This is a genomic window from Marinobacter sp. MMG032 (assembly GCF_040112695.1).
GTDB lineage: Bacteria > Pseudomonadota > Gammaproteobacteria > Pseudomonadales > Oleiphilaceae > Marinobacter > Marinobacter salsuginis.
In genome coordinates, this window is record NZ_CP157802.1 from 3,336,935 (window position 1) to 3,362,286 (window position 25,352).

General features: G+C 55.7%; 26 protein-coding genes and 2 pseudogenes. 19 read left to right on the forward strand and 9 right to left on the reverse strand.

From position 1 onward, the window contains the following. Positions 1-27 precede the first annotated feature (27 nt). A complete protein-coding gene (locus ABNF92_RS15350) occupies positions 28-894 on the forward strand; it encodes an EamA family transporter (RefSeq protein WP_349342651.1) in 867 nt (288 codons plus the stop codon). Here the strand turns inward: ABNF92_RS15350 and ABNF92_RS15355 are convergent. Genes ABNF92_RS15355 through ABNF92_RS15365 form a run of 3 tightly spaced genes read right to left on the reverse strand, consistent with a single transcriptional unit; the run spans position 864 to position 1,996 of the window. After that, positions 864-1,355, reverse strand: coding sequence for a nucleoside deaminase (locus ABNF92_RS15355; RefSeq protein ID WP_349342652.1), 492 nt, complete (start codon positions 1,353-1,355; stop codon positions 864-866). The two genes, ABNF92_RS15350 and ABNF92_RS15355, sit on opposite strands and share 31 nt — an antisense overlap. Positions 1,356-1,365: 10 nt before the next feature. After that, positions 1,366-1,605: a hypothetical protein gene (locus ABNF92_RS15360; RefSeq protein WP_349342653.1), complete on the reverse strand. Its 240-nt coding sequence runs from the start codon at positions 1,603-1,605 to the stop codon at positions 1,366-1,368. A 34-nt stretch (positions 1,606-1,639) separates the two neighbouring features. After that, complete coding sequence (locus ABNF92_RS15365; RefSeq protein WP_349342654.1) at positions 1,640-1,996, reverse strand: hypothetical protein; 357 nt, start codon at positions 1,994-1,996, stop codon at positions 1,640-1,642. A 306-nt stretch (positions 1,997-2,302) separates the two neighbouring features. On the opposite strand from ABNF92_RS15365, the gene ABNF92_RS15370 reads away from it, so the two are divergent. After that, positions 2,303-2,752, forward strand: a complete 450-nt coding sequence (locus tag ABNF92_RS15370; protein WP_053112809.1) for a pseudoazurin — start codon at positions 2,303-2,305, stop codon at positions 2,750-2,752. A gap of 48 nt (positions 2,753-2,800) precedes the next feature. Here ABNF92_RS15370 and ABNF92_RS15375 read toward each other — a convergent pair whose 3' ends face one another. Beyond that, entirely contained in the window at positions 2,801-3,739 is a 939-nt protein-coding gene (locus ABNF92_RS15375; protein ID WP_349342655.1) for a sensor domain-containing diguanylate cyclase, read from the reverse strand. 127 nt (positions 3,740-3,866) lie between these two features. On the opposite strand from ABNF92_RS15375, the gene ABNF92_RS15380 reads away from it, so the two are divergent. Further along, a complete protein-coding gene (locus ABNF92_RS15380; protein WP_349342656.1) occupies positions 3,867-4,037 on the forward strand; it encodes a hypothetical protein in 171 nt (56 codons plus the stop codon). On the opposite strand, the gene ovoA is transcribed toward ABNF92_RS15380, so the two are convergent. Further along, the gene (ovoA, locus tag ABNF92_RS15385) at positions 4,012-6,165 is read right to left on the reverse strand and encodes a 5-histidylcysteine sulfoxide synthase (RefSeq protein WP_349342657.1); all 2,154 of its coding nucleotides are present in this window, start codon (positions 6,163-6,165) and stop codon (positions 4,012-4,014) included. The genes ABNF92_RS15380 and ovoA overlap by 26 nt on opposite strands. 107 nt (positions 6,166-6,272) lie before the next feature. Then, positions 6,273-7,466, reverse strand: a complete 1,194-nt coding sequence (locus ABNF92_RS15390; RefSeq protein WP_349342658.1) for a multidrug effflux MFS transporter — start codon at positions 7,464-7,466, stop codon at positions 6,273-6,275. A 139-nt stretch (positions 7,467-7,605) separates the two neighbouring features. Here ABNF92_RS15390 and ABNF92_RS15395 point away from each other — a divergent pair, with 139 nt between their 5' ends. From ABNF92_RS15395 to ABNF92_RS15405, 3 genes are all read left to right on the forward strand, one after another. Continuing rightward, positions 7,606-9,162 carry a BCCT family transporter gene (locus tag ABNF92_RS15395; RefSeq protein ID WP_291906255.1) on the forward strand — a complete coding sequence of 519 codons (1,557 nt, stop codon included), beginning with the start codon at positions 7,606-7,608 and terminating at the stop codon, positions 9,160-9,162. A gap of 73 nt (positions 9,163-9,235) precedes the next feature. Beyond that, positions 9,236-10,285, forward strand: coding sequence for a mechanosensitive ion channel family protein (locus tag ABNF92_RS15400; protein WP_305965946.1), 1,050 nt, complete (start codon positions 9,236-9,238; stop codon positions 10,283-10,285). 40 nt (positions 10,286-10,325) lie between these two features. Beyond that, complete coding sequence (locus ABNF92_RS15405; RefSeq protein WP_349342659.1) at positions 10,326-10,709, forward strand: DUF2750 domain-containing protein; 384 nt, start codon at positions 10,326-10,328, stop codon at positions 10,707-10,709. A gap of 9 nt (positions 10,710-10,718) precedes the next feature. Here ABNF92_RS15405 and ABNF92_RS15410 read toward each other — a convergent pair whose 3' ends face one another. After that, positions 10,719-11,522, reverse strand: a complete 804-nt coding sequence (locus ABNF92_RS15410; RefSeq protein ID WP_349342660.1) for an SDR family oxidoreductase — start codon at positions 11,520-11,522, stop codon at positions 10,719-10,721. Positions 11,523-11,676: 154 nt separating this feature from the next. Here ABNF92_RS15410 and trxC point away from each other — a divergent pair, with 154 nt between their 5' ends. Continuing rightward, positions 11,677-12,117, forward strand: coding sequence for a thioredoxin TrxC (gene trxC / locus ABNF92_RS15415; protein WP_209400588.1), 441 nt, complete (start codon positions 11,677-11,679; stop codon positions 12,115-12,117). 348 nt (positions 12,118-12,465) lie between these two features. Further along, complete coding sequence (locus ABNF92_RS15420) at positions 12,466-13,092, forward strand: polar amino acid ABC transporter substrate-binding protein (protein ID WP_349342661.1); 627 nt, start codon at positions 12,466-12,468, stop codon at positions 13,090-13,092. A gap of 197 nt (positions 13,093-13,289) precedes the next feature. On the opposite strand, the gene ABNF92_RS15425 is transcribed toward ABNF92_RS15420, so the two are convergent. Together ABNF92_RS15425 and ABNF92_RS15430 are read right to left on the reverse strand one after the other, a co-directional pair. Then, the gene (locus tag ABNF92_RS15425; protein ID WP_349342662.1) at positions 13,290-14,624 is read right to left on the reverse strand and encodes an ATP-binding protein; all 1,335 of its coding nucleotides are present in this window, start codon (positions 14,622-14,624) and stop codon (positions 13,290-13,292) included. Then, positions 14,611-15,276 (reverse strand): response regulator transcription factor, encoded by a 666-nt coding sequence (locus ABNF92_RS15430; RefSeq protein ID WP_022990681.1) that lies wholly within the window; start codon positions 15,274-15,276, stop codon positions 14,611-14,613. Before ABNF92_RS15430 ends, ABNF92_RS15425 begins: the two co-directional genes overlap by 14 nt. Before the next feature lie 200 nt (positions 15,277-15,476). Between ABNF92_RS15430 and ABNF92_RS15435 the strand changes: the two genes are divergently transcribed. The 11 genes and pseudogenes from ABNF92_RS15435 (at position 15,477) to ABNF92_RS15485 (ending at position 25,182) form a co-directional block, all read left to right on the forward strand. Continuing rightward, a complete protein-coding gene (locus ABNF92_RS15435) occupies positions 15,477-16,010 on the forward strand; it encodes a cupredoxin domain-containing protein (RefSeq protein WP_222197768.1) in 534 nt (177 codons plus the stop codon). Between the two features lie 84 nt (positions 16,011-16,094). Beyond that, positions 16,095-17,126, forward strand: a pseudogene (locus ABNF92_RS15440) (copper resistance system multicopper oxidase); the annotation flags it as partial. A 76-nt stretch (positions 17,127-17,202) separates the two neighbouring features. After that, positions 17,203-18,410 (forward strand): IS3-like element ISMaq2 family transposase gene (locus ABNF92_RS15445; RefSeq protein ID WP_349342663.1). Its coding sequence is split into 2 segments (ribosomal slippage): positions 17,203-17,530 and positions 17,530-18,410, totalling 1,209 coding nucleotides; the frame shifts between segments, so codons are not numbered across the junction. Between the two features lie 25 nt (positions 18,411-18,435). After that, positions 18,436-19,176 (forward strand): annotated as a pseudogene (locus tag ABNF92_RS15450) (multicopper oxidase domain-containing protein); the annotation flags it as partial. Next, complete coding sequence (locus tag ABNF92_RS15455; protein WP_106761012.1) at positions 19,173-19,922, forward strand: copper resistance protein B; 750 nt, start codon at positions 19,173-19,175, stop codon at positions 19,920-19,922. The pseudogene ABNF92_RS15450 and the gene ABNF92_RS15455, both read left to right, overlap by 4 nt. A 157-nt stretch (positions 19,923-20,079) precedes the next feature. Next, positions 20,080-20,433 carry a hypothetical protein gene (locus tag ABNF92_RS15460; protein WP_048496392.1) on the forward strand — a complete coding sequence of 118 codons (354 nt, stop codon included), beginning with the start codon at positions 20,080-20,082 and terminating at the stop codon, positions 20,431-20,433. An 11-nt stretch (positions 20,434-20,444) separates the two neighbouring features. Then, complete coding sequence (locus ABNF92_RS15465) at positions 20,445-21,797, forward strand: APC family permease (protein ID WP_113880697.1); 1,353 nt, start codon at positions 20,445-20,447, stop codon at positions 21,795-21,797. A gap of 27 nt (positions 21,798-21,824) precedes the next feature. After that, positions 21,825-22,052 carry a hypothetical protein gene (locus tag ABNF92_RS15470; RefSeq protein WP_113880698.1) on the forward strand — a complete coding sequence of 76 codons (228 nt, stop codon included), beginning with the start codon at positions 21,825-21,827 and terminating at the stop codon, positions 22,050-22,052. Beyond that, a complete protein-coding gene (locus tag ABNF92_RS15475) occupies positions 22,045-24,405 on the forward strand; it encodes a heavy metal translocating P-type ATPase (RefSeq protein WP_349342664.1) in 2,361 nt (786 codons plus the stop codon). Before ABNF92_RS15470 ends, ABNF92_RS15475 begins: the two co-directional genes overlap by 8 nt. Before the next feature lie 113 nt (positions 24,406-24,518). Then, a complete protein-coding gene (locus ABNF92_RS15480; RefSeq protein WP_202634178.1) occupies positions 24,519-24,938 on the forward strand; it encodes a cytochrome c in 420 nt (139 codons plus the stop codon). Positions 24,939-24,984: 46 nt separating this feature from the next. Then, positions 24,985-25,182, forward strand: a complete 198-nt coding sequence (locus ABNF92_RS15485; protein ID WP_349342665.1) for a hypothetical protein — start codon at positions 24,985-24,987, stop codon at positions 25,180-25,182. Positions 25,183-25,352 lie beyond the last annotated feature (170 nt).

Genomic DNA, 25,352 nt, shown 5'->3' on the forward strand with positions numbered 1-25,352 from the left:
TCCCGATAGTTACAGGACGCCAATTGCATGCCCATCTCTGCTCACTATGGTTTGACGGTACTGATCTGGGGGCTGACCTGGACAGCGATTCGGCTGCAGGTTGAAGCAGCCCCTGTCGATATCTCCGTGTTTTACCGGTTCGTTATGGCCTCTGTGGTGACACTGGTGGTTCTTGCCATCGTGCGCAGACTGGAGAAGCTTACCCTGAAACAGCACGGCTGGCTGGTACTGCAGGGGGCGACCCTGTACAGCATCAACTTCCTTCTGATCTATCGTGCGGCAGAATCGATGACAAGCGGTCTGCTGGCGGTGGTGTTTTCGCTGGCCGCGCTGTTTAACGCTTTGAATGGCTGGCTTTGGTTACGGCTCTGGCCTACCGCCCGGCTTTATCCGGCAATCTCTCTGGGGATCACCGGTGTGGCCCTGCTGTTCTGGCACGATTTGCAGCTGGGTAACGCCACAGCCACCAGCATTTTGTTCGCCATTGCAGGAACTTTCTGGTTCTCCATGGGCAATCTGGTCAGCGTCAAGGTGCGGATGTCACAGGTGCCGCTGTTCCTGGCCAACGCATGGGCAATGGTTTACGGCGCTGTGATTCTCGGCATCTGGTGTCTGATTCAGGGTGTGGAATGGGTGGTGCCCACTTCAGCGACATTCTGGGGAGCGACTGTTTTCCTGGCTGTGCCTGGCTCCATCATTGCGTTTTATTGCTACATCACTGTCATCCAGACGCTCGGTGCCGACAAGGCCGGCTACGCGACGGTGCTTTTCCCCGTGGTTGCCCTGAGCGTTTCGACCTGGCTCGAGGGCTTTGAATGGACAGCAACGGCTGTGTTGGGAGCATGCCTGGCGCTGTTGGGGAACTATGTTTTGTTTCGCTCCGCCAAGGCGTAGCGCTGGTGTAGCTCTCGGATGGCGTCGGCAAGGGCAGGGAAAGGACCCTCAGTAGGAACACCCGGAACCACCTGATTGATTGGCAAGGTTGCCACGGGTGGTGGCGCCAAATGCAGCTCGTCCAGCCAGCTTGAAAGCTGCTCTGACGAGCTTGCATAAACGATGCGGCCGAGCCCCACCCAGCCATGGGCGGCTGCGCACATCGGGCAATGTTCGCCGGAGGTATAGACAGTTGAGGCGGCTCGCTCGTCCGGGGTCATATTGGCAGCTGCCCAACGAGCTATTGCGAACTCGGGGTGCTGGGTTTCGTCTCCACCGGCAGTCTCGTTATGGCCCTCATACCTGACAGCACCGGTTTCATCCACCAGCACGGAGCCAAAAGGCGGGTTTCCGCTGTCCACTGCCATTGAGGCCAACTCCACACAGCGGGCCAGGTGCTTCATTTCGGTTTCGTAGATCACGTTGCCTCCTTTATTGACCTCGTGCGTCCAGGTAATGCATCCAGAGCATGCGAGCGGCTACGGCTCGCCACGGCTTCCATTGTTCCGCAAAAACAAGTTGTTCATCTCTGGTTGGCCGGGCCTCCAGCTGTTTGATGTCCTGTAGCGCGGATGCCAGAGCCAGGTCTCCCTGAGGCCAGACATTCGCTCGCCGGAGCGCCATCATGTAATAGACGTCGACGGTCCAGGGCCCGAGACCCGGTATATCCAAAAGGTGGCTTCGGCCCTGCGCATCGTCAAGGGTGTCAAGCTTTGAGAGTTCCAGCGCACCGCTGGCAACCCGATTGGCGAGCTCGACGCAGTACCGGGCTTTTTTGCCGTGTAAGCCCGACTTGCCTCAGCTCAGACTCGCCAGCCTTTTGGACCAATTCCGGGGTTACCGATCCTAGATGCGACGCGAGCCGCTGAAACATGGTGGCTGCGGCTTTGATCGAGACCTGTTGTTCCAGAATGATATGCACCAGTGAGGCAAACCCCGGCTCTCGAGCCCAGAGTGGCGGGTACCCAAGCCGGTCCCGGATCCTGTATAAATCGGAATCTCTCTCGGCCAGAACGTCAACGCCCATTCTCAAGGTTTCGTCAGTAATTGTCTTTTGTTGCATAAACCCCTTTTAGCTTAATGGCTCGCCGATTCCCGATCTCCGTTCAGGATCTGCTGTTGTCACGAAGGAGCGAGCTTGCTCTTGCAGTGTATGCCGTCGATCTTTGGTTCCGCCATCATTCAATATCCGAAGACATGATGCCAATTTGTACGAAACAGGCCCTCATTGGTTCTCAGGGCCGAGCCTTGGCGAACCAGGGGTGTCATTCCCATAAGGATATGCCCTTAGAGTCGAAAGGAATCCTGGTATGGGTAGGATGCGTAATACTCAGTGCTTTCAATGACCAACCAATGAGGTGAAGTCACTATGAAATTAACGCTGAAACACACCGTTGCTGCAGTTGCACTCACTTTTATTTCTGGCGTTGCAATGGCGGCCGAACACGTCGTTGAAATGAAGAACTCCGGCGCTGACGGTGCCATGGTCTTTGAACCGGGATTTGTTAAGGCCGAGCCTGGCGATACCGTCAAATTTGTCCTTGTCGATCCAGCCCACAACTCAGTGTCCGTAGAGGTGCCTGAGGGTGCTGAAGGTTGGCAGGGAGCCATGAATGAGGGCATCACGGTGACCCTGAACGAAGAGGGCGTATACGTTTATAAATGCACGCCCCATGCCGCGTTGAACATGGCCGGTGTCATTCAGGTAGGCGAAGCGGTCAACTACGACTCTGCGAAAGCCGCCGTGGATAAGCTCACTGCAGCCGCTGCAACGAACAAGGACCGTCTGACCGGTTACTTTGAGCAAGTCCAGAAGTAAGTCAATCGGGATAGAGGCCGCTCACATTACTGCGCGGCCTTTTCTATTTTAATCGAAGACAATTCGATTACGGCCGTCCCGCTTCGCTTTATAGAGTCGCTGGTCGACCAGATCCAGGAAATCGGCGATGCGGTCGTGGCGTGAGGGAATCACAGTGCCTATTCCCATGCTCATAGTAACCTGTTTACTGTGCGGGCTGCCTCCCTGGGGAAGTTGTTCCTCAAGAAGCAACTGACGGCAACGTTCAGCCACACTGATGGCAGCTGGCGTGTCCGTTTCGGGCAGGATGATCACGAATTCCTCTCCACCGAACCTTGCCACGAAGTCGCGGGGCCGTTGGGCCGCGTTCTCCAGTAGCGTAGCGATTCGCTTGAGACATTCATCACCCTGCAAATGGCCGTGAAGATCGTTGTACGCTTTAAAATTGTCGATATCGAGCAGTATGACTGACAGAGAAGACTGGTGTCGGATGGCGTCGTTCCAGTTCTCGTTCATGACGGTATCAAACATTCGGCGGTTTGCGACGCCGGTGAGTCCATCCTTGTAAGAATACTCTTCCAATTTCTTCTGCAGAGCGACCACTTCGTCTTCGGTTTTCTTGCGCTCGCTGATGTCGAACATAAAGCCGATCAGAGCCTCGACATCACCGTTATCGTCTCGCAGTACATGCACCACATCCCGCAACCAGACGTATTCTCCTCGTTCGGTGAGGGCCCGATAGTCCGCCTCATGATCGACCCCGGCCTGGGATTGCGATACGCAGAAATTCACGACCCGCTCCCGATCCTCGGGGTGCATGCGGGTGGCCCAGTCGTCTACGGTTAGCCAGCTGTCCTGGGGCCAGCCGAGCAAGGCTTCAATCTGGGGCCCTATGTACTCGAATCGCATGGTTCGCCAGTTGATTTTCCAGGGAATCGCTTTGGTTGACTCCAATAAGGTTCTGTAAACGGAGCTATCTTCAACCAGTCCAGCGGGGGTGTCACTCAATTCATTGTTCTCCGATTACCGAGCCAAAGCAGCTCTGTGTCTGCGTGTTGAACGTAATAGAAACATTGTCTCCTAAAGTTAAGATAAACCAGTCCCGGCAACAAAAATACCGCTTTTGGCGCTTCGCATGAACACCAACCTGGGTGGCGATAACGTTGACAGAGACATGGTGCTGGGGGCGCTGTTGTGCCTGGCGAGCGGTCAAGTAGCCACCAACTGGTTCGATCAGTTGGTGGACCACAAGGCGATCAGTGAGGGGATCACCGCGCTGATCAGCGCGGCAACCGCTCCCAAATAGTTACTTCCGACAGGGTATGCTGGAACTTGTGCTGGGTTTCGCGAATCACGAACGGCACTTTTCTCGGCTCATTGACTAACCGGAAGTGCTTGGAGAGGTGATCTTTCAAGCCATCCAGGGTGGTGTGATTCTCACCGTCCTTTTTGAAACCGCCGATCCACTCCTCCTTAGGTGTGTGTTCTTCCAGCCATGTGTAGGGAGAGGCAATAACCAGAAGGCCATCGTCGTTTATCCGTTCGTGGATGCTGTCCAGAAAACGTCTGGGCTTATAAAGCCTGTCGATCAGGTTGGCCGCCAGAACAAGGTCGTAGTCCGAGTACTGCGGTTTGAGATTGCAGGCATCACCCTGATAAAAACTGACTTTCGCCGCGTGCTCGTCAAGTGCCAACTCTTTGAGGGTTCTTGTGTGGTAACTGACCAACTCGCCTTCCTCTGCAAGCGCGTAGCGGATGGAGCCTTGCTCGGCCATCTCCACACCCAGACGGATAAAGTTGGCGGAGAAGTCGACACCTTCAACCTGGTCGAACTCTCTCGCCAATTCAAAACTGGAGCGACCACAGGCGCAGCCGAGGTCCAGCGCTTTACCTGTCGGTCTGCCCCTCATGGCTTCCAGAGCAATGTCCGCCATGGCTTTCGGGAAATTCTCGACACCAAACCAGGAGTCGCCGTAATGGAATTCCGCGTACTCAGTCAGCAACCGGTCGCTTTCGTAGTAGGCGTTGGGTTGCACCGCCTCGCTTTCAGAGGCGATGTAGCGGAACCCCGCGTGCTGGAAGAAGTGTCTGCGAAAGGCGTAGCGGGCCGATAGCCGGGCTTCGTTGCCGCAGGAGATCCACGAACCGCCCTTGATAAGGTTATGCTGCCCGTCGAACGTTGGTGTCGTGAAGTCATCGTAGAGCGGATGAACTTTGAAGTTATCGAACGGGTAAGTGGGCGTTTCTGTCCACTGCCAGACGTTGCCAACAACGTCGAACCAGTTGCCGTGCCTGAAACGGGTAACCGGGCACGATGATGCCCCGTGATCCAGATGGAGATTTGCGTTGGCAGGGTCGTGACCCACTTCCTCGATCCCAGCCTCCGCACAAAGTCGGTACCACTCATCCTCCGTGGGCAGGCGGATAGGCTGGCCGGTTTGTTCTCTTTTCCACTCACAAAAGGCTTTGGCTTCGTGGTAATTCACTTCCACGGGCCAGTCCCAGGGCATCTCGACTTCTTCTGTCATCAGGCGCAAATACCATCCATTCTGCCAGCGCCAGAAGGTCGGGTGCCGGGCCTCGGCAAATTGCCGCCAGGCACAGCCTTCCTCGCTCCAGAACCGGTCCTCCTGATAGCCGCCGGCCTCGACAAACTGAAGGAATTCCTGATTACTGACCAGATATTGGCTGGCCCTGAATTCATCTACCTCGGCGTCATGCTCGCCGTACTCGTTGTCCCAGCCGTAGCAGGCGTCATCGTAGGATTTCCCGATGGAGACTGTGCCGGCGGGCACGGTAATCAGTTCATTTTCCGGCGCTTCACCGGTTTCGCGAATGGGTGCCCATTCTGGCTGGGGGCGGACCCGTGCCAGATCGTGCTGGCGGATCAGCACGGACGAGGTCTCCAGGTGTATCCGCTCGTGCTCGACCCCCATAACGATGGGCCACCAGGGGCTCTCCCAGTTGATCGGCAGGCTGAGCGGCAGTGTTTCCATCACCTCCAGAACCGTGGCACGGACTTTGGCCCGGTAATCCATCACTTCGGCCACGGTTGGCCAGTCGTAATGGTCCTCGTCCAGATCGTCCCAGCTCATCTCATCGACACCCACGGCAAAAATAGACTCCATGTGCGGGTCAATGCGCTCGGGTAGCAGTTTTGCCAGTACCAGTTTGTTAACGAAGAAGGTGGCTGTGTGGCCCAGGTAGAAAATCAACGGGTGTCTGAGGGGGATCGACTTTAAAAAATATCCGGCATCATCGGCCAGGCAATCGAACAGGCGGGTATAGGTGTCAAAAGTATTCGTGAAATAGGAAGCGATTTCGTCTCGCTTGTCCTCGGCGCCCCCGGCTGTGAGATTCGGTGTTCTCAGTAAGCCTGCGTGTGATTCAAGTGTTCTGGTAGGAGATTCTACTTCCGGTATTGGCATTGTCATTTCTGGCCACGTCCTTTGTTGTGTTCGCTAACAGCAATACGTCTTGTGGGAAGGAGGTGGTTCATTCCTCCCCGAAAACTGTTTAGACGATCCCTGTGCTGAAATTGTTACACGCCGGATTTTTTCGCCAAAGTCACCGCACGGGGCGCGCCCAGCGCCAAAAGAACAGCACCCGTTGAACAAGCCAGCATAGCAATTGCGATGCTGGACAATGTCTGATCCCCCGTGATTGAGGACAGGGTGCTGATGGCGCCGGCAATGGTAAATTGCGACGCGCCCAGCAGTGCCGCGGCGGTGCCGCTGAGGTTCGGAAAGAATTCCATGGCGTTGGCCATGTTGTTGGGCACGATGCCGCCCTGGCAGCCAATGGCAACAATGATGCAACCTGCCACCAACCAGAGCGGTCCCTGGAGTTGGACGCTGGCAACCAGAGCGACAAGGGCCAGCCATTGGGCGATGACCTGGGCGCGCACCAACTGCACTGAGGAAAATCGTCTCAGCAGGGGGCGGTTGAGCAAATTGAGGCCAGCCATGAAGCCAATGTTGGCGGCGAACAGGATGGCGAAGGTGCTGTTGGAGAGACCGTACCACTCCTGGTAGATGAACGAGCAATGGGTAATAAATAACAACATGGTGCTGAAACAGAGGACCTGTATCCCGATGAACCGCATGGTGGTTGTGTGCCGGAGCACGAGCAGATAGTTGGTCACCAGGGATCGAACCGGTGTCTTGATGGGGGCTCTTGGTTTCAGCTTCGGGAAAAGCGCCACCTGCAGAACCACCACTAAAAACGCCGCGTAGCCGGCCAGCATGAGAAAGATCCACTGCCACTCGCCAAGCGCCAGCATGAGTGACCCCAGCGAGGGAGCCGCAGCCGGGGCTATGAACATGATCAGACCAATCAGGCCAAACAGCCTTGCGGCGTCTTGCCCACTGACTTCGTCGCGAACAATGGCAGGAACCGATACCGCACAGAAGGCGCCACCAATCCCCTGGGCTATCCGCCAGAACACCATGTCGGACAGACTGTCGGCCATAGAGACCATGACGGCTCCGGCCATGAAGATCAGCAGTCCTCCGAAAAGGATTGGCTTGCGACCGTATCGGTCAGACATGGGGCCGCCAACCAGCTGTGCCAGACCCAGCGTGGTGACATAGGCGCTGAGGGTCAGCCCCACATGCCCGTGATCAATGCCCAGGCCATCGGCGATATCCGGGAAAGCAGGCAAGTAGGCATCAAGCGCCAGGGGTCCGAGTGCCACGGTCATGCCCAGCATTATCGCCAGGTACAGATGGGACAAAAGAAACCTCCAAGAAAGATAGAATCCTAACAATACGGTGATGTTTTTCATCGGACCATGCGTATTTTCAGAAATCCCCCGTGCAAGAGGCTTTCACTTCCTGTAGCCTGCGCGGCTTTTTCTTCCGGAGGCAGACCAGATGACCGTTCAATCCCAATCTCTCCCGCGAGCCAGAAGCGGACCGTTTTCAGACAGTGATCCCGTCGTTCTGGTGCTCACTATCGGCTTCATTCTTCTATTCGTGGGTGCTTCAATCATCGACAGCAGCCACGTGGCCGACCTGATCGGCGCCGGGTTTGCGTGGACCGCCACCTACCTGGGATCCTTTTTCCAGTTGCTGCTACTTCTGACGTTTTTCATTGCAATTGGCACAGCCCTGAGTCGCGCTGGCGCCGCACGGATCGGCGGGCTGGAAAAGCCGGAAATAGGCCGTTTCCGGTGGTTGTCGATGATCATGTGTACCTTGTTGGCCGGTGGCGGCGTGTTCTTTGCCGCCGGTGAACCGGTTTACCACTTCGTCGTGACGCCCCCGGCGTTTGACACCGAAGCCGGCTCCGCCGCAGCGGTCGCCCCGGCTATGGCCCAGTCGTTTACTCACTGGGGATTCCTGGCCTGGGCCGTGCTCGGCTCCCTTACCGCGCTGGTACTGACCCGGGCCCATTACGGCCAGGGCAAGCCGCTGCAACCGAGAACGCTGCTGTACCCGGTTTTCGGTGAGAAGGTGATTCAGGGCCGCCTCGGCGGGGTTATTGATGCTTTCTGTGTGATCGCTGTGGTGGCCGGAACCGTCGGCCCCATCGGTTTTCTCGCCACCCAGATGAGCTTTGGGTTGCACGAGCTGTTTGGCGTGGCGGACGGCTATGGCACCCAGTTGACCGTGCTGGTGGTATTAGCCGGCGTTTACATGACATCTGCCATGACCGGTCTGCACAAGGGTATCCAGTTGCTGAGCCGTTTTAACGTCATACTGGCGCTGGTGATTGCCGGTGTCATTTTTGTTTTCGGGCCAACTCTGTTCCTGGCAAATACCTACACCCAGTCTATGGGTGAATACGTCACCTCCTTCTTTGCCATGGCAACCATGACTGCCGAAACGGCGCCAGCCTGGTGGATGAAATGGTGGACGGTGTTCTTCTTCGCCTGGTTTATTGGCTACACGCCGCTGATGGCGGTCTTCGTCGCCAGAATTTCCCGGGGCCGGACGGTACGCGAAATGGTCCTGGCGGTAGCCGTGCTGGCGCCGATCGCCACCACCATCTGGTTCACCCTACTGGGGGGCTCCGGTATCTACCACCAGCTTGCCGGTACCTTCGACCTCACCGAAGCGCTTAATAACTTCCGCTTTGATGTCGCCACTCTGACGGTGGCACAGGCCCTGCCCGGTGGTACCTGGATGGCGGCTGCGATTCTGCTGCTGACAACCATTTTCGTCGCCACCACCGGCGACTCCATGAGCTATTCCATTGCCATGGTCGGCGCAGGCCATGACGAACCGAACCCGTGGATTCGTGTGTTCTGGGGTGGTGCCATGGCATTAATGGCGGCGATTCTTCTGTACATGGGCGCCGGCCAGATTGGTGTGCTGCAGCAGTTCATTGTGCTGACGGCGATTCCGGTTTCGTTGATTATCCTTCCCTCGCTCTGGACCGGCCCGAAAGCGGCCATGGCAATGGCGCGAGAGCAGGGCCTGGTCTAGGCTTTTATGGAACGCGGCGACCCAGAAACATGCTCGCCGCGGACTCTTCTGATCGAAAGCTCCTGGAGGGCTGATGCTGGAATCGTTTGAGGCCGGTTTCACGGCGTGGTTGTGGCCGGGGTTTTCGGCGATTCTGGCGGTTGCGGTCACCTATATCGTCTACCGGCTTGCCCTCGCTGTGTTCCGGCATTTTTCCGAGTCCAGAACGGTTATCCGGTTGTTCCTGGATGCGGCGGCGCGGGCGCTCGGTGTGGTTTTTTGCCTGCTTGCGCTGGCTGGCTCTCTGCAGACTGCACCACCTGATCTGCCCCTGATGGCGGCGATCCAGCAGGTGACAACCCTGTTGCTTGTGCTCGCCATTACCTGGGCGGCGGTTCGGCTGACCTCAGCCATCGGCGAGGTCATTGTGGCGCTAAATCCGGTGCTGGAAGGGCAGTGGAAACGGGCGCGCAAGGTCGAAACCCAGACCCGCTTTCTCGTTCGGGCACTGAACATCCTGATCGTTATTATCGGCCTGGGCGCTGCCCTGATGACCTTTGAATCCGTTCAGCATATGGGCGCGAGCCTGCTGGCTTCTGCTGGCGTTGGCGGTCTGATTCTTGGCTTCGCGGCTCGCCCGGTATTGAGCAATCTGCTGGCAGGTATGCAGATCGCCCTCACTCAGCCCTTCCGCATAGACGATGTCCTGCACGTGCAGGGCGAGTGGTGCTGGGTGGAAGAGGTAACAGCCACCTATGTGGTCTTGCGGGTCTGGGATCTGCGCCGCCTGGTGGTGCCGTTGCAATGGTTTATCGAGAACCCGTTCCAGAACTGGTCCAGAAATACCTCGGAGCTGCTGGGAACGGTCTTTGTCTGGGTGGACTACACCATGCCGGTTGAACCACTCAGACAAGAGTTTGCCCGCCTGCTGAACGAGTCGGGGCTATGGGATGGCGAATTTTCATCAGTACAGGTAACCGATTCCAGCGATCAGGCGATCCAGGTGCGGTTTCTGATGAGCGCTGCCGATTCCAGCAAGAACTGGGACCTGAGATGTGCGGTTCGGGAGGGCATAGTAACCTTCATCCAGGAACACTACCCGGCCCAGCTACCGAGACTCCGGGCCCGTGTGGTGGAATCCTGAGCCCCGGTTGGAAATGTTTAATAGGAGTGGCGTACCCGACATGAGCAATAACGAACAGAATCAGGTAATGGAAATGGATGGTGAAGAGCGGTACGACTACTTCCTGAGCCAGGTGGCCGAGGACCGGGAAGTCTGGATTCTGGTCAACAACGACAGCCGCTTCCTGAAGATTGCCTCGGATGACGGCGATGTGGAGTACCTGCCGGTTTGGCCCACTGCGGCCTTTGCTTCCGAGTATGCCAGCGGCGGCGAAGAGCTGACGCCTCGAAGCATTTCATTGCCCGATTTCTTCCGGAAGTGGGTTCCCGGCTTAACGAAGGATGGCCTGGATGTGGGTGTGTTTCCCGGCCTCGATAAAACGGTGTGGATCACCGAACCTGCAGAGCTCAAGCAGGATCTGCAGGATGTGATGTCCGAATTCTGAATTTGGGCCTTAACGTCTGGCCGGAGCGGAGGCGCTTCCGGCCAGTATGCCGCCGTCGATGTTCAGCTCGATGCCTGTCACATAGTTTGATTCGTCAGAGGCCAGGTACAGGGCCGCGTAGGCAACATCTTCGGGCTTTCCCATCCTGCCAATCGGAACGCCGGCTTCTACCTCGGCGATTGCGGCTTCCCGGGCTTCCCCCTCTCCAAGCATTGCTTCCCACATCGGGCTCATAATGGCGCCGGGATGAATGGAGTTGCACCGGATAGGGTAGCCTTTTTCGGCACAGTAGAGAGCCACGGTCTTGGTGTGATTCCGGACGCCGGCCTTGCTGGACGCGTAAGCAGCCGCCCCGGGAATACCAACAATCCCCGATCTGGAGGAAATGTTGACGATGCTGGCGGCCCGGGAGGTCTTCATCAGCCTGATCCCATACTTGCAGCCCAGGGCAACACCGTTAAGGTTCGTTGCATGAACGGTCTGCCAGGAATCAAGATCGAGGTTTTCCGGATCGTGAGGCCCGCTACTCTCCAGAAATCCGGTAATGCCGGCGTTATTCACCAGAATGTCCAGGCCCCCGAACTGCTCTTCGATCAAGCTGGCGCAATCGATCCACTGGGCTTCATCGCTCACGTCCAGATGGAGATAGTGCATGTCGAATTCTGAGCTATCAACGAGTGCCTGACCCTGCTGATCGTCAATATCTGACACGATGACCTTCGCTCCATGCTTGGCGAACTGAACGGCGATCGCCTCACCAATGCCTCTGGCCGCTCCGGTAACCAGAGCCGTTTTGCCATCGAGTCTTCTCATGCTGAACCCCTGTATTCCTGATGCTTTCCCACTCTTGTTGATCATTATGGTCGCAAACGGCCGGTCTGGCGATGCGAGCGTGAGCGCTGCAGCTTGATTTCCTGCCGTCTGCCCTGATCATCTTTACCAGTAAACACTCTGAGGGTAATGAATCATGACCGACATCCGACACCTGGTTTGTCCCCACTGCCACAAGGTCAATCGAGTACCGGCGGAGAAATTGTCAGCCGGCGGAAATTGTGGCGCCTGCAAACAGCCGTTGTGGCCGGATCAGGTTCTGGAACTCACAGACCAGAGCTTCGCAGCCCATACCGGGCGCAGTGATTTGCCGGTGCTGGTGGACTTCTGGGCGAGCTGGTGTGGCCCCTGCAAAATGATGGCACCGCAGTTTGAACAGGCCGCGAAGGACTGGCGGGGCAAGGTACGGTTTGCCAAGCTCAATACTGAACAGGCCCAGGGCCCCGCCAGCCAGTTTGGCATTCGTAGCATCCCCACCATGATCCTGTTCCAGAATGGCAGGGAAGTGGCCCGCCAGAGTGGCGCTATGAATCAGGCGCAAATCAGTCAGTGGCTGCAGTCCAAGGGTATTCGATAGCCCTGGCGAGACTGTTTGTTCTTTGGCCGGTCATTAAAACGCCACAATTGCTGAGGCCCTGCCATTGCAGGGCTGAAGGCACCTATCCGAACGCTTCCCACAAAGTTATCCACAGTTTTTGTGGGTAAAGCTGACTTCGCAGCGATATCGACTCTGTCATGGCATCTGGCCGGAATTCGAGCCAAACTGTCTTTAACCAGTAAGGCAGCGTTGGGCAAACGACGACCTTACCCGATTGATCACTTCGACGGGGACCGAATGAGAGTAGTTCTGTTTTTTGTAATGGCAGTCTGGCTCCTTCCAGTTTATTCCCAAACGCTTCAGATTATGGGATCAGACGAGGGCTTTATGCCGTTTTATTACGGCAGCGAACTCAAAGAGGGCATTCTGGTCGAGGTGATCAATGACTTCACGATGGAGACTGGTATCTCGGCCGATTTCCTCTCGATGGCTCGTAAACGCCAGGCCTGGGCGTTGGAAAGAGGACTGGCCAACGCGGTTTTTGCCAACCCGCTATGGATGCCTCTGCCGGACAGAGTGCACGCCGTTGGGCCGCTGTTGACCTGGCGCGATCGTGTGTTCGCGCAACCAAGCCTTAAAACGGACTCCTTCGATGACCTTGAGGGAGGCATCTGCCTTCGCAGATGGTTTGTCTACAGTGATCGACTCGAGGAGCGGATCGGGAGCCAGCTGGTGCGCCATGACGCATACAACACCCAGCAAATGCTGCAAATGTTTCTGCGCAACCGCTGCGATTACATCGTCATGAACGAAATGGAGTTCCGGTTCCTGGCACAGCTGGGGTCCATCGACCCGGACCGTTACAGAACCGAACTGATAGACGCCGAATGGCCGGTCTATCTCGGAATACTCAAAACCGAGACGGCTCTGATTGAAGCGGCGGAAGCTTTTTTTACTACCTACAAGATTGACGTGGAGGCCATGCTACCCGGACTGCCACGGCCAGGCCTTTAATGGTGCAAGATCTGGCTGCTGTGGGTCCAGCACAGAGGTGAAGAGAGTGGCGTTTTTATCTTTCATACTCAGACTGGCTCTAATGAGTCCCTCCCCCATATGGCACAAATCAGCCGCATAGCATTATTCCAACAATGAACGGTCATTCTGTGACCGGTCGAGAGCCTCAGCTTCTAAACAAAAGCGAACATTCGATTTTATCTTAATAATTCGATAGAAACGCGTAAACCGCTACAGGACTTAGTCGAAAAGCTGATTTTACCTTCATAGCGAGTCACTATATCTCGAACGATAGCAAGGCCGAGACCGTGCCCAGGTGTTTGCTCATCTAGCCGCAGACCCCTTTGGCCCAAACTGGCTAAATCCTTGTGATTAACCCCTGGGCCATCATCAGCAACAACTATTCGCTTGAAGCCGCTGCCTTGTTCCACAGAGAGCTCTACGCATCTCGAAGACCATTTGCCAGCATTGTCGAGTAAGTTGCCCAATACTTCATTTAGATCATGTTCTTCTATCGGCCATCGGCTGTCTTCAGGCAGAGAACTCGATAGTTCAAACGACTTTTCCGGATATAAACGACCGAGCATCCACAAAAGATCCCGTGCCTGTTTTATGGGGTAGGCGCTTTTTCCAATCTGGGGCCCTGCAAAACGGCTTCGACGCATTTCAGCTTCTAATTGCCTGTCGATATCGCTTAGTCGCTCCACCATCTGGCGCCTTAGATTGGTGTCGAGAGGACGTGTGTCGTCTTCCAGTATCTGCCGGACGGCTGCGATGGGGGTTTTGACGCTATGAGACAGGTTTGCGAGAGCGTCCCTGGAGCGCTCCAGTCGCTGATCTAAGGAGTCCAGCAACTGATTTAGTTGAAGAACCAGCGGGTGGAACTCCTCTGGCGACTGAACGTTGATTCGGGAGATCTCTCCGTCCTGGAGTCTTTTTAATGCGGCTTTGAGTGTGACAACCGGTCGCATGGACATCGTGATTCCGAACCAGAGCACGGCGACCAAGAGCATAATCAACAGAACTGATACTACGGCGGTCCAGGCATGAAGTGCAGCTTGGCTGCGTTTCAGCGCACCCAGATCTTCAGAAACGATTACGACGATGGGTGTTTCGCCGACCTGAAAAGACTTTCGGTAGGCGAGGATGTTTGAGGGAGTATCAGTGCTCTCGGCATCTTCTACGCGAACGGTTCCGTCACCTTCGTTCTCAATCAGAGGCGTCAACAAGGGCGCCCAAGCATCGGGTGAAATGATGGTCTGTTCGGGTGTATGTATGGCGAAGGCATGATGGAAAACATCCTGGAAATAATCGCCCGTCTGGAGAGTGTCCACTTGACCATTCGCCTCGCGAACCTGGTGTTCGAGGAAAGCGACTTCATCTTTCAGTCGGCTTTCAACGAACTCCCGGGACATTCGGTCGAGTAGCAAACCATGGACCAACCACGCTATCCCCATTAGACCAATTCCGGCGGGCAGTAACAGCGCAAGCAAGGTTCCTTTTACGGATGCAGGCTTTTTAAGGAATCGCATTAAAAATGTACCCCTGGCCGCGTCGTGTTGAGATGGTTTCGCTGCCCACTAGCTTCCTTAACCTCCGAATATACGCCTCAATGACGTTTTCACTCGGGCTATCATTCAAGTTGTAAAGCTGTTCCATTAGTTGTTCTTTGGAAAAGACGTGGCCAGGGCGGCTCATCAAACAACGTAGCAGCCGGAATTCGGTGCCGGTAAGTGTATGTTCCACGCCGTCGTCCATCTTGAGGCTCTGGCGGTTTTCGTCCAGTTCAAAGCGGCCGGCTTTAACCTGAGCATGGACCCTTCCTTCACTACGACGCACGAGTGCGTTGAGGCGTGCGATTAGCTCTTCTGTCTGAAAAGGTTTTGCCAGGTAATCGTCTGCCCCGGCTTTTAAGCCGTTAACCTTATCCTGCCAATCGCCTCTCGCGGTCAGAATCAAGACCGGACAGCTGACGTGATTCGTTCGCCACTTTCTCAATACGTCCAGCCCGTTGCCATCAGGTAGACCCAGGTCCAGAACAACAGCACGGTAATCCTCTTGCTCACCCAGAACGACGGCTTCTCGGGCACTGGGAGTTGTATCAACGCTGAAACCTGCTTTTCCCAACTGCCTGACCAGACCCTCAGCAAGCAAGCGGTCATCTTCGACGAGCAGTAAACGCATGAGTCTTTCCTTCTCTGTATGGTCCGCAGTCGAAAGTGTGACTGATTAACCTGAATTCAGCCTGAACGGAAAATAGTTCGAGTTTTTCAGAAAGAATTCAGGTTAGTGAGAGAAGGTAACAACCGATTCTGGACATTGCTCAAGATTGGGGCTCAATCCAGCAGTGTTTTCGCGATTTTTATTTTACAGAGGATAAAAAGATGAATGCATCAAAACTATTCGTAGCGGGTATGGCGTTTTCAATGTCGGCAACAGCGTTTGCGGCTGGCGCCCATGATGGTGGCCACGGGCACGGCGCTACAAGCGGTGAACCTGGCAAAGCGTCGGAGGCCAGCCGAACCATAACTGTCGAGATGTACGACAACTACTACGAACCCGAAGAAATCAGTGTAAAGCCGGGTGAAACCGTTCGCTTCGTGGTGGAGAACAAGGGAAACCTCGTCCATGAGTTCAATGTTGGCACTCCCGACATGCACGAAGCTCATCAAGAGGAAATGATGATGATGGTTGAGCATGGCGTCATCCAGGGCGGCAAGCTGAACCACGACATGATGAATATGGATATGGGGAATGGCCATTCCATGAAGCATGACGACCCGAACAGCGTGTTGCTGGAACCCGGCCAAAGCAAAGAAGTGATTTGGAAGTTTTCTGATAAAGGCAATATCGAATTTGCCTGCAACGTGCCGGGCCACTATCAGGCCGGGATGTACGGTGAGGTCAATTTCGAATAACTCGCTTAACTGAGGTCCGCGAGCGCGGGGCTGAGACACGTTTCTCGGCCCGGCTTCAATGACGTGTAGTTTGGAGTAACACAGATGAAAACACGCTTTTTGACAGGGCTTTTGAGCCTGCTGATGCCAGCCATGGTTATGGCCGGTGAGTACGACCTTACGGTCGACCGGGTAAAAATTGATACCGGCGATTTTGTGAAGGAAGGCATTGGATACAACGGCGCATCTCCGGGACCGGTAATGCGTTTCAAGGAAGGCGAGAACGTCCGGATCAACGTGACCAACAACCTGGATGAGATGACGTCCATTCACTGGCACGGCCTGATCCTTCCTTTTAACCAGGACGGTGTGCCTGGTATCAGTTTCCCGGGCATCAAGCCGGGTGAAACCTTTACCTATGAGTTTCCTATCCAGCAGGCAGGCACCTACTGGTTCCACAGCCACTCTGGTTTTCAGGAGCCGGACGGCGCCTATGGTGCCATTGTCATCGAGCCCGAGGGCCGTGAGCCGTTCCGCTACGATCGTGAATTCGTGGTACAGCTGACTGATAAACACCCCCATTCCGGTGACCGCATCATGCGCAACCTGAAAATGATGCCGGACTATTACAACCGCGAGCAGCAAACCGTGGGCGAGTTTTTCTCGGACGCGTCAAAGAATGGCCTGATGAATACGGTCCGAGACCGGATGGCCTGGGGCGACATGCGCATGATGAAAGCGGACGTTGAGGACCTGCAAGGCTTTACGGGTCTGATCAACGGTAAGGGGCCGGACCAGAACTGGACTGGGCTTTTTGAGCCGGGCGAACGCATCCGGCTGCGATTCATCAACTCTTCGGCCATGACCTACTTTGATATCCGGATTCCTGGTCTGGATATGACCGTCGTTCAGGCCGATGGCAACAACGTTCAGCCCGTTAGTGTCGATGAATTCCGGATTGGTGTAGCGGAAACCTACGACGTGATCGTACGTCCGAAGGATGAGCAGGCGTACACCATCTTCGCCGAATCCATGGGACGTTCCGGATACGCCAGGGCAACACTGGCCCCTGAAAAGGGTATGGAAGCGGCCGTGCCGCAACTGCGTGAACCTGCCCGCCTGACAATGGCTGATGTAGTAGCCCCCAATTAAACCGGACACCTTGGTAGAAGCAAAGGCCTAGGCATAGACCTAGTGCAAAGGAGTGTCCAAGGTGGAGAGAATCGAAGTCATAACCGGAGTGCAGCGCCGTCGCCGGTATTCCGCGCAGGAGAAAGCATTCATGGTTGCAGAGTGTGAGCAGCCAGGCATGTCGGTATCGCTTGTAGCCCGGCGTCATGGTATATCAGCAAGTCTGTTGTTCCGTTGGAAGAAGCTGATGAAAGACGGTGGCATGTCCGCGATTGAATCCGGTGATGAGGTTGTAAGCGCATCCGAGGTCAAAGCCCTGAAAAAGAAGGTTCGGGAGCTGGAGCGGATGTTGGGCCGCAAGACGATGGAAGCTGAAATACTCCGGGAAGCCCTGGAGGTGGCTCAGTCAAAAAAGTTGATCTCGCGCATGCCGTTGCTGCCACCGGACGATACCCTCTGAAGCGGGTTGCGGAAGTGCTGAAGGTATCGCGCTCCAATCTTCTGGATCGCCTTCATGGTCGCCAGAAAGGCCGAAGCCCGAGATACAGCAAACAAGACGATGACCGGCATTTGCCGTTTATCCGTGAGCTGTGCGAGGCCCGTGCTGCCAATGGCTATCGAAGGATCACGGCTCGACTGAATCGGTTGCTCGCAGCCAACGATGAGCGAGTAAACCACAAGCGCGTGTACCGACTGATGAAGCAGGATGGGCTGCTGTTACCCCGGTATACAGGGCGACCTCAAGAGCGCTGCCACAATGGCCAGGTTATTACGTTGAAGCCGGACCTTCGTTGGTGCTCAGATGGCTTTGAGATCCGCTGCTGGAACAAGGAGGTTGTCCGCGTAGCCTTCAGCCTGGACTGCTGTGATCGCGAGCTGATGCGCTATGTAGCGACTACTGGTGGCATCACCGGTGAGATGGTTCAAGACCTGCTGCTGGAAAGCTTGGAATACCGGTTCGGCCAGTCAGAGCGAGTGCCTCATCCGCTGGAATGGCTGACGGACAATGGCAGTTGCTACATTGCCAAAGAAACGCGAGCCTTCGCGTCCTCTCTGGGCTTTGTCGTGTGTACCACACCGGTGAGAAGCCCTCAGAGCAACGGCATGGCTGAGGCCTTCGTGAAGACGTTTAAGCGCGACTATGTGTACTTGAACGATCTCCCTGATGCCGCCACGGTGATGGCCAGGTTGCCGGAATGGGTCGAAGACTATAACCGCAGCCACCCGCACAAGGGGCTGAAAATGAAATCGCCCTGGGAGTACCGGGCGGAACTGGCATCAAACGAATGAGGTGGTGTCCGGTTTAGCGGGGGCAACTACAGCTGATATGGGCGGCATGCCCGGTATGGACCATGGCAGCATGGCGGGGATGGATCATGGAGGCATGGATATGGGCAGCTCAGAAGATATGTCCGGGATGGATCACTCCTCAATGGAGGGAATGGACCACTCCAACATGGACAGCATGGATCATTCCAATATGGAAGGTATGGACCATGGTTCCATGACGATGGGAAAAGAAGATAAAAGCGATCCTTTCTATGCCAAGGGCAGTGGCCTCATGCCCAAAGCTGCTAATGGCGGTAAATTTCTGTCTTACGCCGACCTGAAGGCTCAGGATCCGTTGTATGAAGACCGCGAACCGACCCGGGAAATCGAGCTTCGCCTGACCGGCAATATGGAGCGTTACACCTGGAGCATTAATGGCGTCAAGTATGAAGACGCCGATCCGATTCGTCTGAAATACGGTGAGCGGGTCCGCTTCAAGTTTGTTAACGAAACCATGATGACGCATCCAATGCACCTGCACGGCATGTGGTCGATTTTGGACGTCGGCGCCGGCCAGTGGAATCCCATCAAGCACACTGTGAGCGTGAATCCGGGCACCACTGTGTACATGGAAACCGAAGTCGATGCCCCGGGGCAGTGGGCGTTCCATTGCCACCTTTCCTACCACGCGGCGGCCGGAATGTTCCGTAAGGTGATTGTCGAAGGTGGCCCGGATTCAACCCAGGCGAAAACAGACGCGATTGCTGAAGATGGAGGTGAGGTATGAGCTGTATTCGATCACTTGTCGCAGTCAGTCTTATTGCCTCTGTTGGCTTCTCAACGGCGGTGACAGCTCAGGAAATGATTTCTGACACTACCGCTCGTAAACAGCCGCTCACAACCTGGGGGGTTCAGTTCGAGGAGTTTGAATACCGCTACAGCGACGATGATGAGGAACTGGGCGTCTGGAATGCGGATGCCTTTTATGGCACCGACGATTTTAAAGTCCGGCTGCTCACAACCGGTGAATACGAGATAGAAGAACAGGCCTACGAAACACTGGAAAATCAGTTGGTCGGCCAGATCCCCATCTCTAAATTCTTCGATGCCAAAGCGGGTGTTCGCTTTGACACCCCTGAAGGACCGGATCGAACATACGCCGTACTGGGTGTCGCTGGGCTTGCACCCCAATGGTTTGAGGTTGATGCCAACCTGTATGTGAGCGATGAAGGTGAGACGTCCGCTGAGCTGGACGCAGAGTATGAATTATTGCTCACCAATTATTGGATCCTCGCGGCGACACTGGACGCAACGGTGGCCTTCAGTGAGGATCGTGAAATTGGTGTTGGCAAAGGTCTGGTGTCCACCGAAGCAGGGCTGCGTCTGCGTTATGACTTGGTTGATCGCGCCTTTTCGCCCTATGTCGGTGTGGTGCATGAACAAAAATACGGTGATACCGCGGATTTCGCTGAAACCGGCGGCGGAAGCACAGAAGACTGGTTTGCCGTGATCGGCGCTCGAATTGCATTCTGACGTTGATGTTGAAGGGCCATTGGGAAACTGATGGCCTTTTTCGTCTATGATTTGATGTAACTCAAATCCACCGAAAGCATGTGTCCATTTTCAGTCGCAGTTCAGGTTGAAGTGTTTTGATGCAGGGAGAAGTCATCAGGAAGAGAGGTGTCACCCCATGACCAAAGCACACAAAGCAACCAACCAGGAGCAGTTTTTGTTGCGCCGAAAAATGACCGTCGAGGGGCTTGGAGAGGATCAGTGGGAGGGGCTCATCCACGATCTGAATCACCACCCATGCGTTGATTTCGCCGAGCGTAAGCCAAATGGCACATTGCAGGTGACGTACGATGGAACCCACTGGTCCGTCGATGAATTACTGGAACTGATCAAGGCTTACGGTGGCCGATTGAAAACCGGATGGTGGACCCGGCGCAAACTGGCCTGGTACCGGTTTACCGACGACAACGTCCGGGCAAATGCCAAGCATGAGCCGTTCTGCTGTTCCAAGATTCCACCCATGAAAAAATAAGAGGAGATTGAATGAGCAGGGAGGAAGATCGAAGCACTCGCTACCAGGAAGGTAGTCTCACTCTGCCAGGGACGGTGATGCTGGGTACCGGCGTCATGATTGGCGCCGGTATTTTTGCTCTGACCGGGCAGATGGCCCAGATGACCGGTGTGCTATTCCCGCTGGCCTTTCTCGCTGCAGCGGTGATTGTGAGCTTCAGCGCCTATTCCTACATCAAGATCTCCAATACCTACCCTTCCGCCGGCGGTATCGGCATGTACCTGCACAAGGCCTACGGAAACCGGCTGCCAACGGCTTTCAACGCCCTGTTGATGTATTTTTCCATGGTCATCGCTCAGAGCTTCCTGGCCCGGACCTTTGGCTCTTACACCATGCAACTTTTTGGCGGGGATGACAGTGGCCGCATGGTGCCCATTCTCGGCGTGGCGCTCATTCTGGCGGCCTTTCTGATCAACCTGCTGGGCAATCGGATGATTCAAGGGGTGGCTTCCTTTATCGGGATCCTGAAAATCGGCGGCATACTGATTTTCGGTCTGGTCGGGGTCTGGATTGCCGACTCAATCTCGGTTGATTTTTCGGAGACTGGTGAAGCTGGAGCGCTGGGCAACTTCCTGGGCGCAACTGCATTAGGCATTCTAGCGTTCAAAGGCTTTACGACCATTACCAACAGTGGTTCGGAAGTCATCGACCCGAAGCGAAATGTCGGCCGTGCCATCGTTATCTCCATTGCCGCCTGTGTGGTGATCTACACGCTGGTGGGATTTGCGGTCGCCAGCAATCTATCTCTGGCTGAAATTATCGAAACGCAGGATTACTCTCTCGCCGCTGCTGCACGCCCCGCTCTCGGCGAATACGGCGTCTGGTTTACTGTTGCGATTGCCATGATGGCCACGGCGGGAGGAATTCTGGCCAGTGTATTTGCTGTGTCCCGCATGTTGGCCATGCTGACGGAGATGAAACTGGTTCCTCATCGGCATTTCGGGATGCCCGGCAGCATTCAGAAACACACACTGGTGTATACCGTTGTCCTGGGTCTGATTCTGACCGCCTTCTTTGACCTGTCACGCATTGCTGCGTTGGGTATCGTGTTTTATCTGATTATGGACATTGCCATTCACTGGGGTGTGCTCCGTTATCTACGCAAAGACATTAAGGCCAACACCTGGGTGCCAGCAACAGCCATCTTGTTGGATCTTTTGGCGCTGGGCGGCTTCGTCTGGGTAAAGCTTAATACGGACCCGTTCGTCATCAGCGTGGCGGTCGTGACCATGATCGTGATTGCAGTATCCGAGCAGATTTTCCTTAAAAGATCACCGGAATCGGCGCAAGCGAAACAGGAAGAGAGTCATGCGCATCATCATTAATCTGAATCAGGCAGAGAGGCTATTTCCATGATGGGAGATAACATGTTCGGGAATACCATGTGGGCAGGCCACTGGCTGTGGATGCTGGTGATTGCCATTGTGGTGGTCATTCCGGCTTGGCGTATTTGCCAGCGCACCGGGTATCCGGGGTGGATGGGTGTGCTGATATTGATCCCCATCGTCAATCTGGTTCTACTGTATTTTATTGCATTTGCAGACTGGCCCGCCGACAAAACAGGAGATCGCAATGACTGAGCACCATCACGCCTATGACGACGATCACCACACCGATAACGAACCTGGTGAGCACACCGCCAAGGATCCGGTTTGCGGCATGGCAGTGGATCCGCATACCGCGGAACACCGCAGCCAGCATGGCGGTAAAACCTGGTACTTCTGCTCGTCGCGTTGCCAGTCCAAATTCGACGAGGACCCAGAGCAATACCTCGGTGAGGAAAAGATGCCGCAAGAGCCAGTAGCACCGGGCACCATGTATACCTGCCCCATGCACCCGGAAATTCGCCAGCAAGGGCCGGGGGACTGCCCAATCTGCGGCATGGCCCTAGAGCCCGAGCAGGTAAGCCTGGACGACGGGCCTTCGGAAGAACTCAAAGACATGACCCGCCGATTCTGGATCGGCCTGGTGCTGGCCCTGCCTGTACTGGTACTGGAGATGGGTGGGCACCTCACCGGACTCGATCACATTATAGCCCCGCAGATGTCCAACTGGATTCAACTGGTGCTGGCAACGCCTGTGGTGCTCTGGTGCGGTTGGCCCTTCTTCGTCCGGGGTTGGAAATCCGTGGTTAGCCGTAACTTGAACATGTTTACGCTCATTGCCATTGGTACCGGCGTCGCGCTGATCTACAGCCTGGTGGCGACCCTGGCGCCGCAGATCTTCCCAGGCGCCTTCCGGCAGGAAGACGGGTCGGTCGCCGTCTACTTCGAGGCGGCTGCTGTCATCGTGGTGCTGGTGCTGCTGGGGCAGGTGCTGGAATTGCGCGCCCGGGAAAAAACCTCTGGTGCCATCAAGGCCCTGCTGGATCTGGCACCGGCGACGGCCAGAAAACTGGACGACGATGGCAGCGAATCCGATGTGTCGCTTGATCAGGTCAAGGTCGGTGACCGCTTGCGGGTACGTCCGGGAGACAAGGTGCCGTTGGACGGCGAGGTGCTTGAAGGCAGCTCCAACGTGGATGAATCCATGGTGACCGGTGAGCCTTTGGCAGTCAGCAAAAAATCCGGCGACCAGGTGATCGGCGGCAGTATCAACCAGCAGGGCAGCTTTATCATGCGGGCCGACAAGGTTGGCCGTGACACCATGCTGTCCCAGATTGTGCAGATGGTGGCGAGCGCCCAGCGCAGCCGCGCGCCCATTCAGGGCCTGGCCGACAAGGTGGCGGGTTATTTTGTGCCTGCGGTGATCGTGATCGCCATTATCGCCTTTATAGCCTGGTCATTCTTCGGGCCCACGCCGCCTATGGCGTTCGGGCTGATTGCAGCGGTCAGTGTTCTGATCATTGCCTGCCCTTGCGCACTTGGCTTGGCGACGCCCATGTCCATCATGGTGGGTGTCGGACGCGGTGCTCAAAGTGGCGTTCTGATTCGCGATGCGGAAGCCTTGGAGCGTATGGAGAAGGTGGACACCGTGGTGGTGGATAAAACCGGCACGCTGACAGAGGGCAAGCCGCAAGTCACCCGGCTTGTCGCGGCCAACGGGTTCGATGACAGTAGTCTCATGCGTTATGCAGGTGGCCTGGAGAAAGGCAGTGAGCACCCACTGGCTCACGCCATACTCGATAAAGCCAAGGGCATGGACCTGAAGCTTCCGGATGCGGAAGACTTTGACTCTCCGAATGGTAAAGGGGTTACCGGTCGAATAGACGGCAAGCGGGTGCTACTTGGTAACCGCCTTCTCATGGAGTCGGAAAATGTCGACACCACGCGATTTGACGGCGACGCCGACCAGCTCCGAAAAGATGGTGCTACCGTGATTTTTGCTGCTGTCGACGGAAACGTCGCAGGGTTGCTGGCGATTGCCGATCCGGTCAAGGAAACCACCGAAGCCGCTATTTCCGCTCTGCAAAAAGACGGCATCCGGGTGGTCATGCTGACCGGCGATAACCGCACTTCAGCTGAAGCAGTTGCCCGAAAACTGCATATCGACGAAGTGGAAGCGGAAGTCCTGCCGGAAGATAAGGGCAAGATCGTCCAGCGCCTGAAAGACGAAGGCCGTGTTGTCGTGATGGCGGGTGACGGCGTAAACGATGCGCCTGCACTGGCAACGGCGGATGTCGGTGTGGCCATGGGCACCGGGACCGATGTCGCCATCGAAAGCGCCGGCATTACGCTGCTACGCGGCGACCTGATGGGCATTGTCGAGGCGCGCCGTTTGTCTCTGGCGACCATGCGCAATATCCGTCAGAACCTGTTTTTCGCCTTCGTTTACAACTCCGCCGGTGTTCCGATAGCGGCAGGGGTTTTGTACCCGTTTTTCGGGATACTGCTGTCGCCCATTTTTGCAGCGGCCGCCATGTCGCTGTCCTCGGTCAGCGTGATTGTGAATGCGCTGCGTTTGAGGGTGGTGAAACTCGGGTCAAAGCAATGAACTTCTGAATCATTGGAGGTAGCTATGTCATACACGATGGCCTATGCAGCCAGAACTCCCCGTTTTATTCCGCGATTGAGGAATTTGAGGCGCAAGGAAATCGAGGAACAAGAATGATGCATGGGGCAACTATCTCAATAGGCGTTCTTGCGGTCGCACTAATCAGCGGCTGCGGTAAGACGGTGGATGACCGCTGGTACACACAGGCCCAGGTCGAGCGCGGCGCAGTGGTGTTCGACGACAACTGCGCAAGCTGCCATGGCGGCAATGCCCAAGGCGCTTTCAATTGGAAAAAGACCCTAAAGGATGGCTCTTACCCGCCGCCACCGCTCAACGGAACGGGCCATGCCTGGCACCATTCCTTCGACACGCTGATGGGTACAATTAGTCAAGGCGGCGCCCCCATGGGTGGGAAAATGCCGGCCTTCGCAGACGAGCTTTCCAGGGATGATCAAAAAGCCGCTATCGCCTATTTCCAGAGCAAATGGGACAAGCGGATCTATGAGGCATGGTCTGAAAGGAGTGGGCTCTGATTTCTCTGGGTAATCAGACGATTAACTCAAGGAGGCAGCGTATGAAATGCTTATGGGTGGTGGCTTTTCTAAGTGTTTTCCGGGCAGTGCGCTGGGTGGTGCGCCCTCGGCGGAATCATTGATTGAGGGGATGGAGGCCACCCTGTGGTCGGACAGCAACCACGGCCGTTTCACCATGCGTATCGAAACCGAATACTGGACCTGGGAACCGGACCTGGAGGCCTGGATGGTTCGGCAGGTTTAAGATGGAATTATAGCGAGTTAATGCCGGTAGTCACATGGACGGGCACAGGGGTAATTCCTCTTGCACAATGGGTTTTCTTGCCACCGATAACGGGCCTGATTGTCAAATGGATGTTTCTTGGGTGGTTGACTCTGAGAGCCAAATGAAGAGGCATCGTGGAAGTGAAGTAA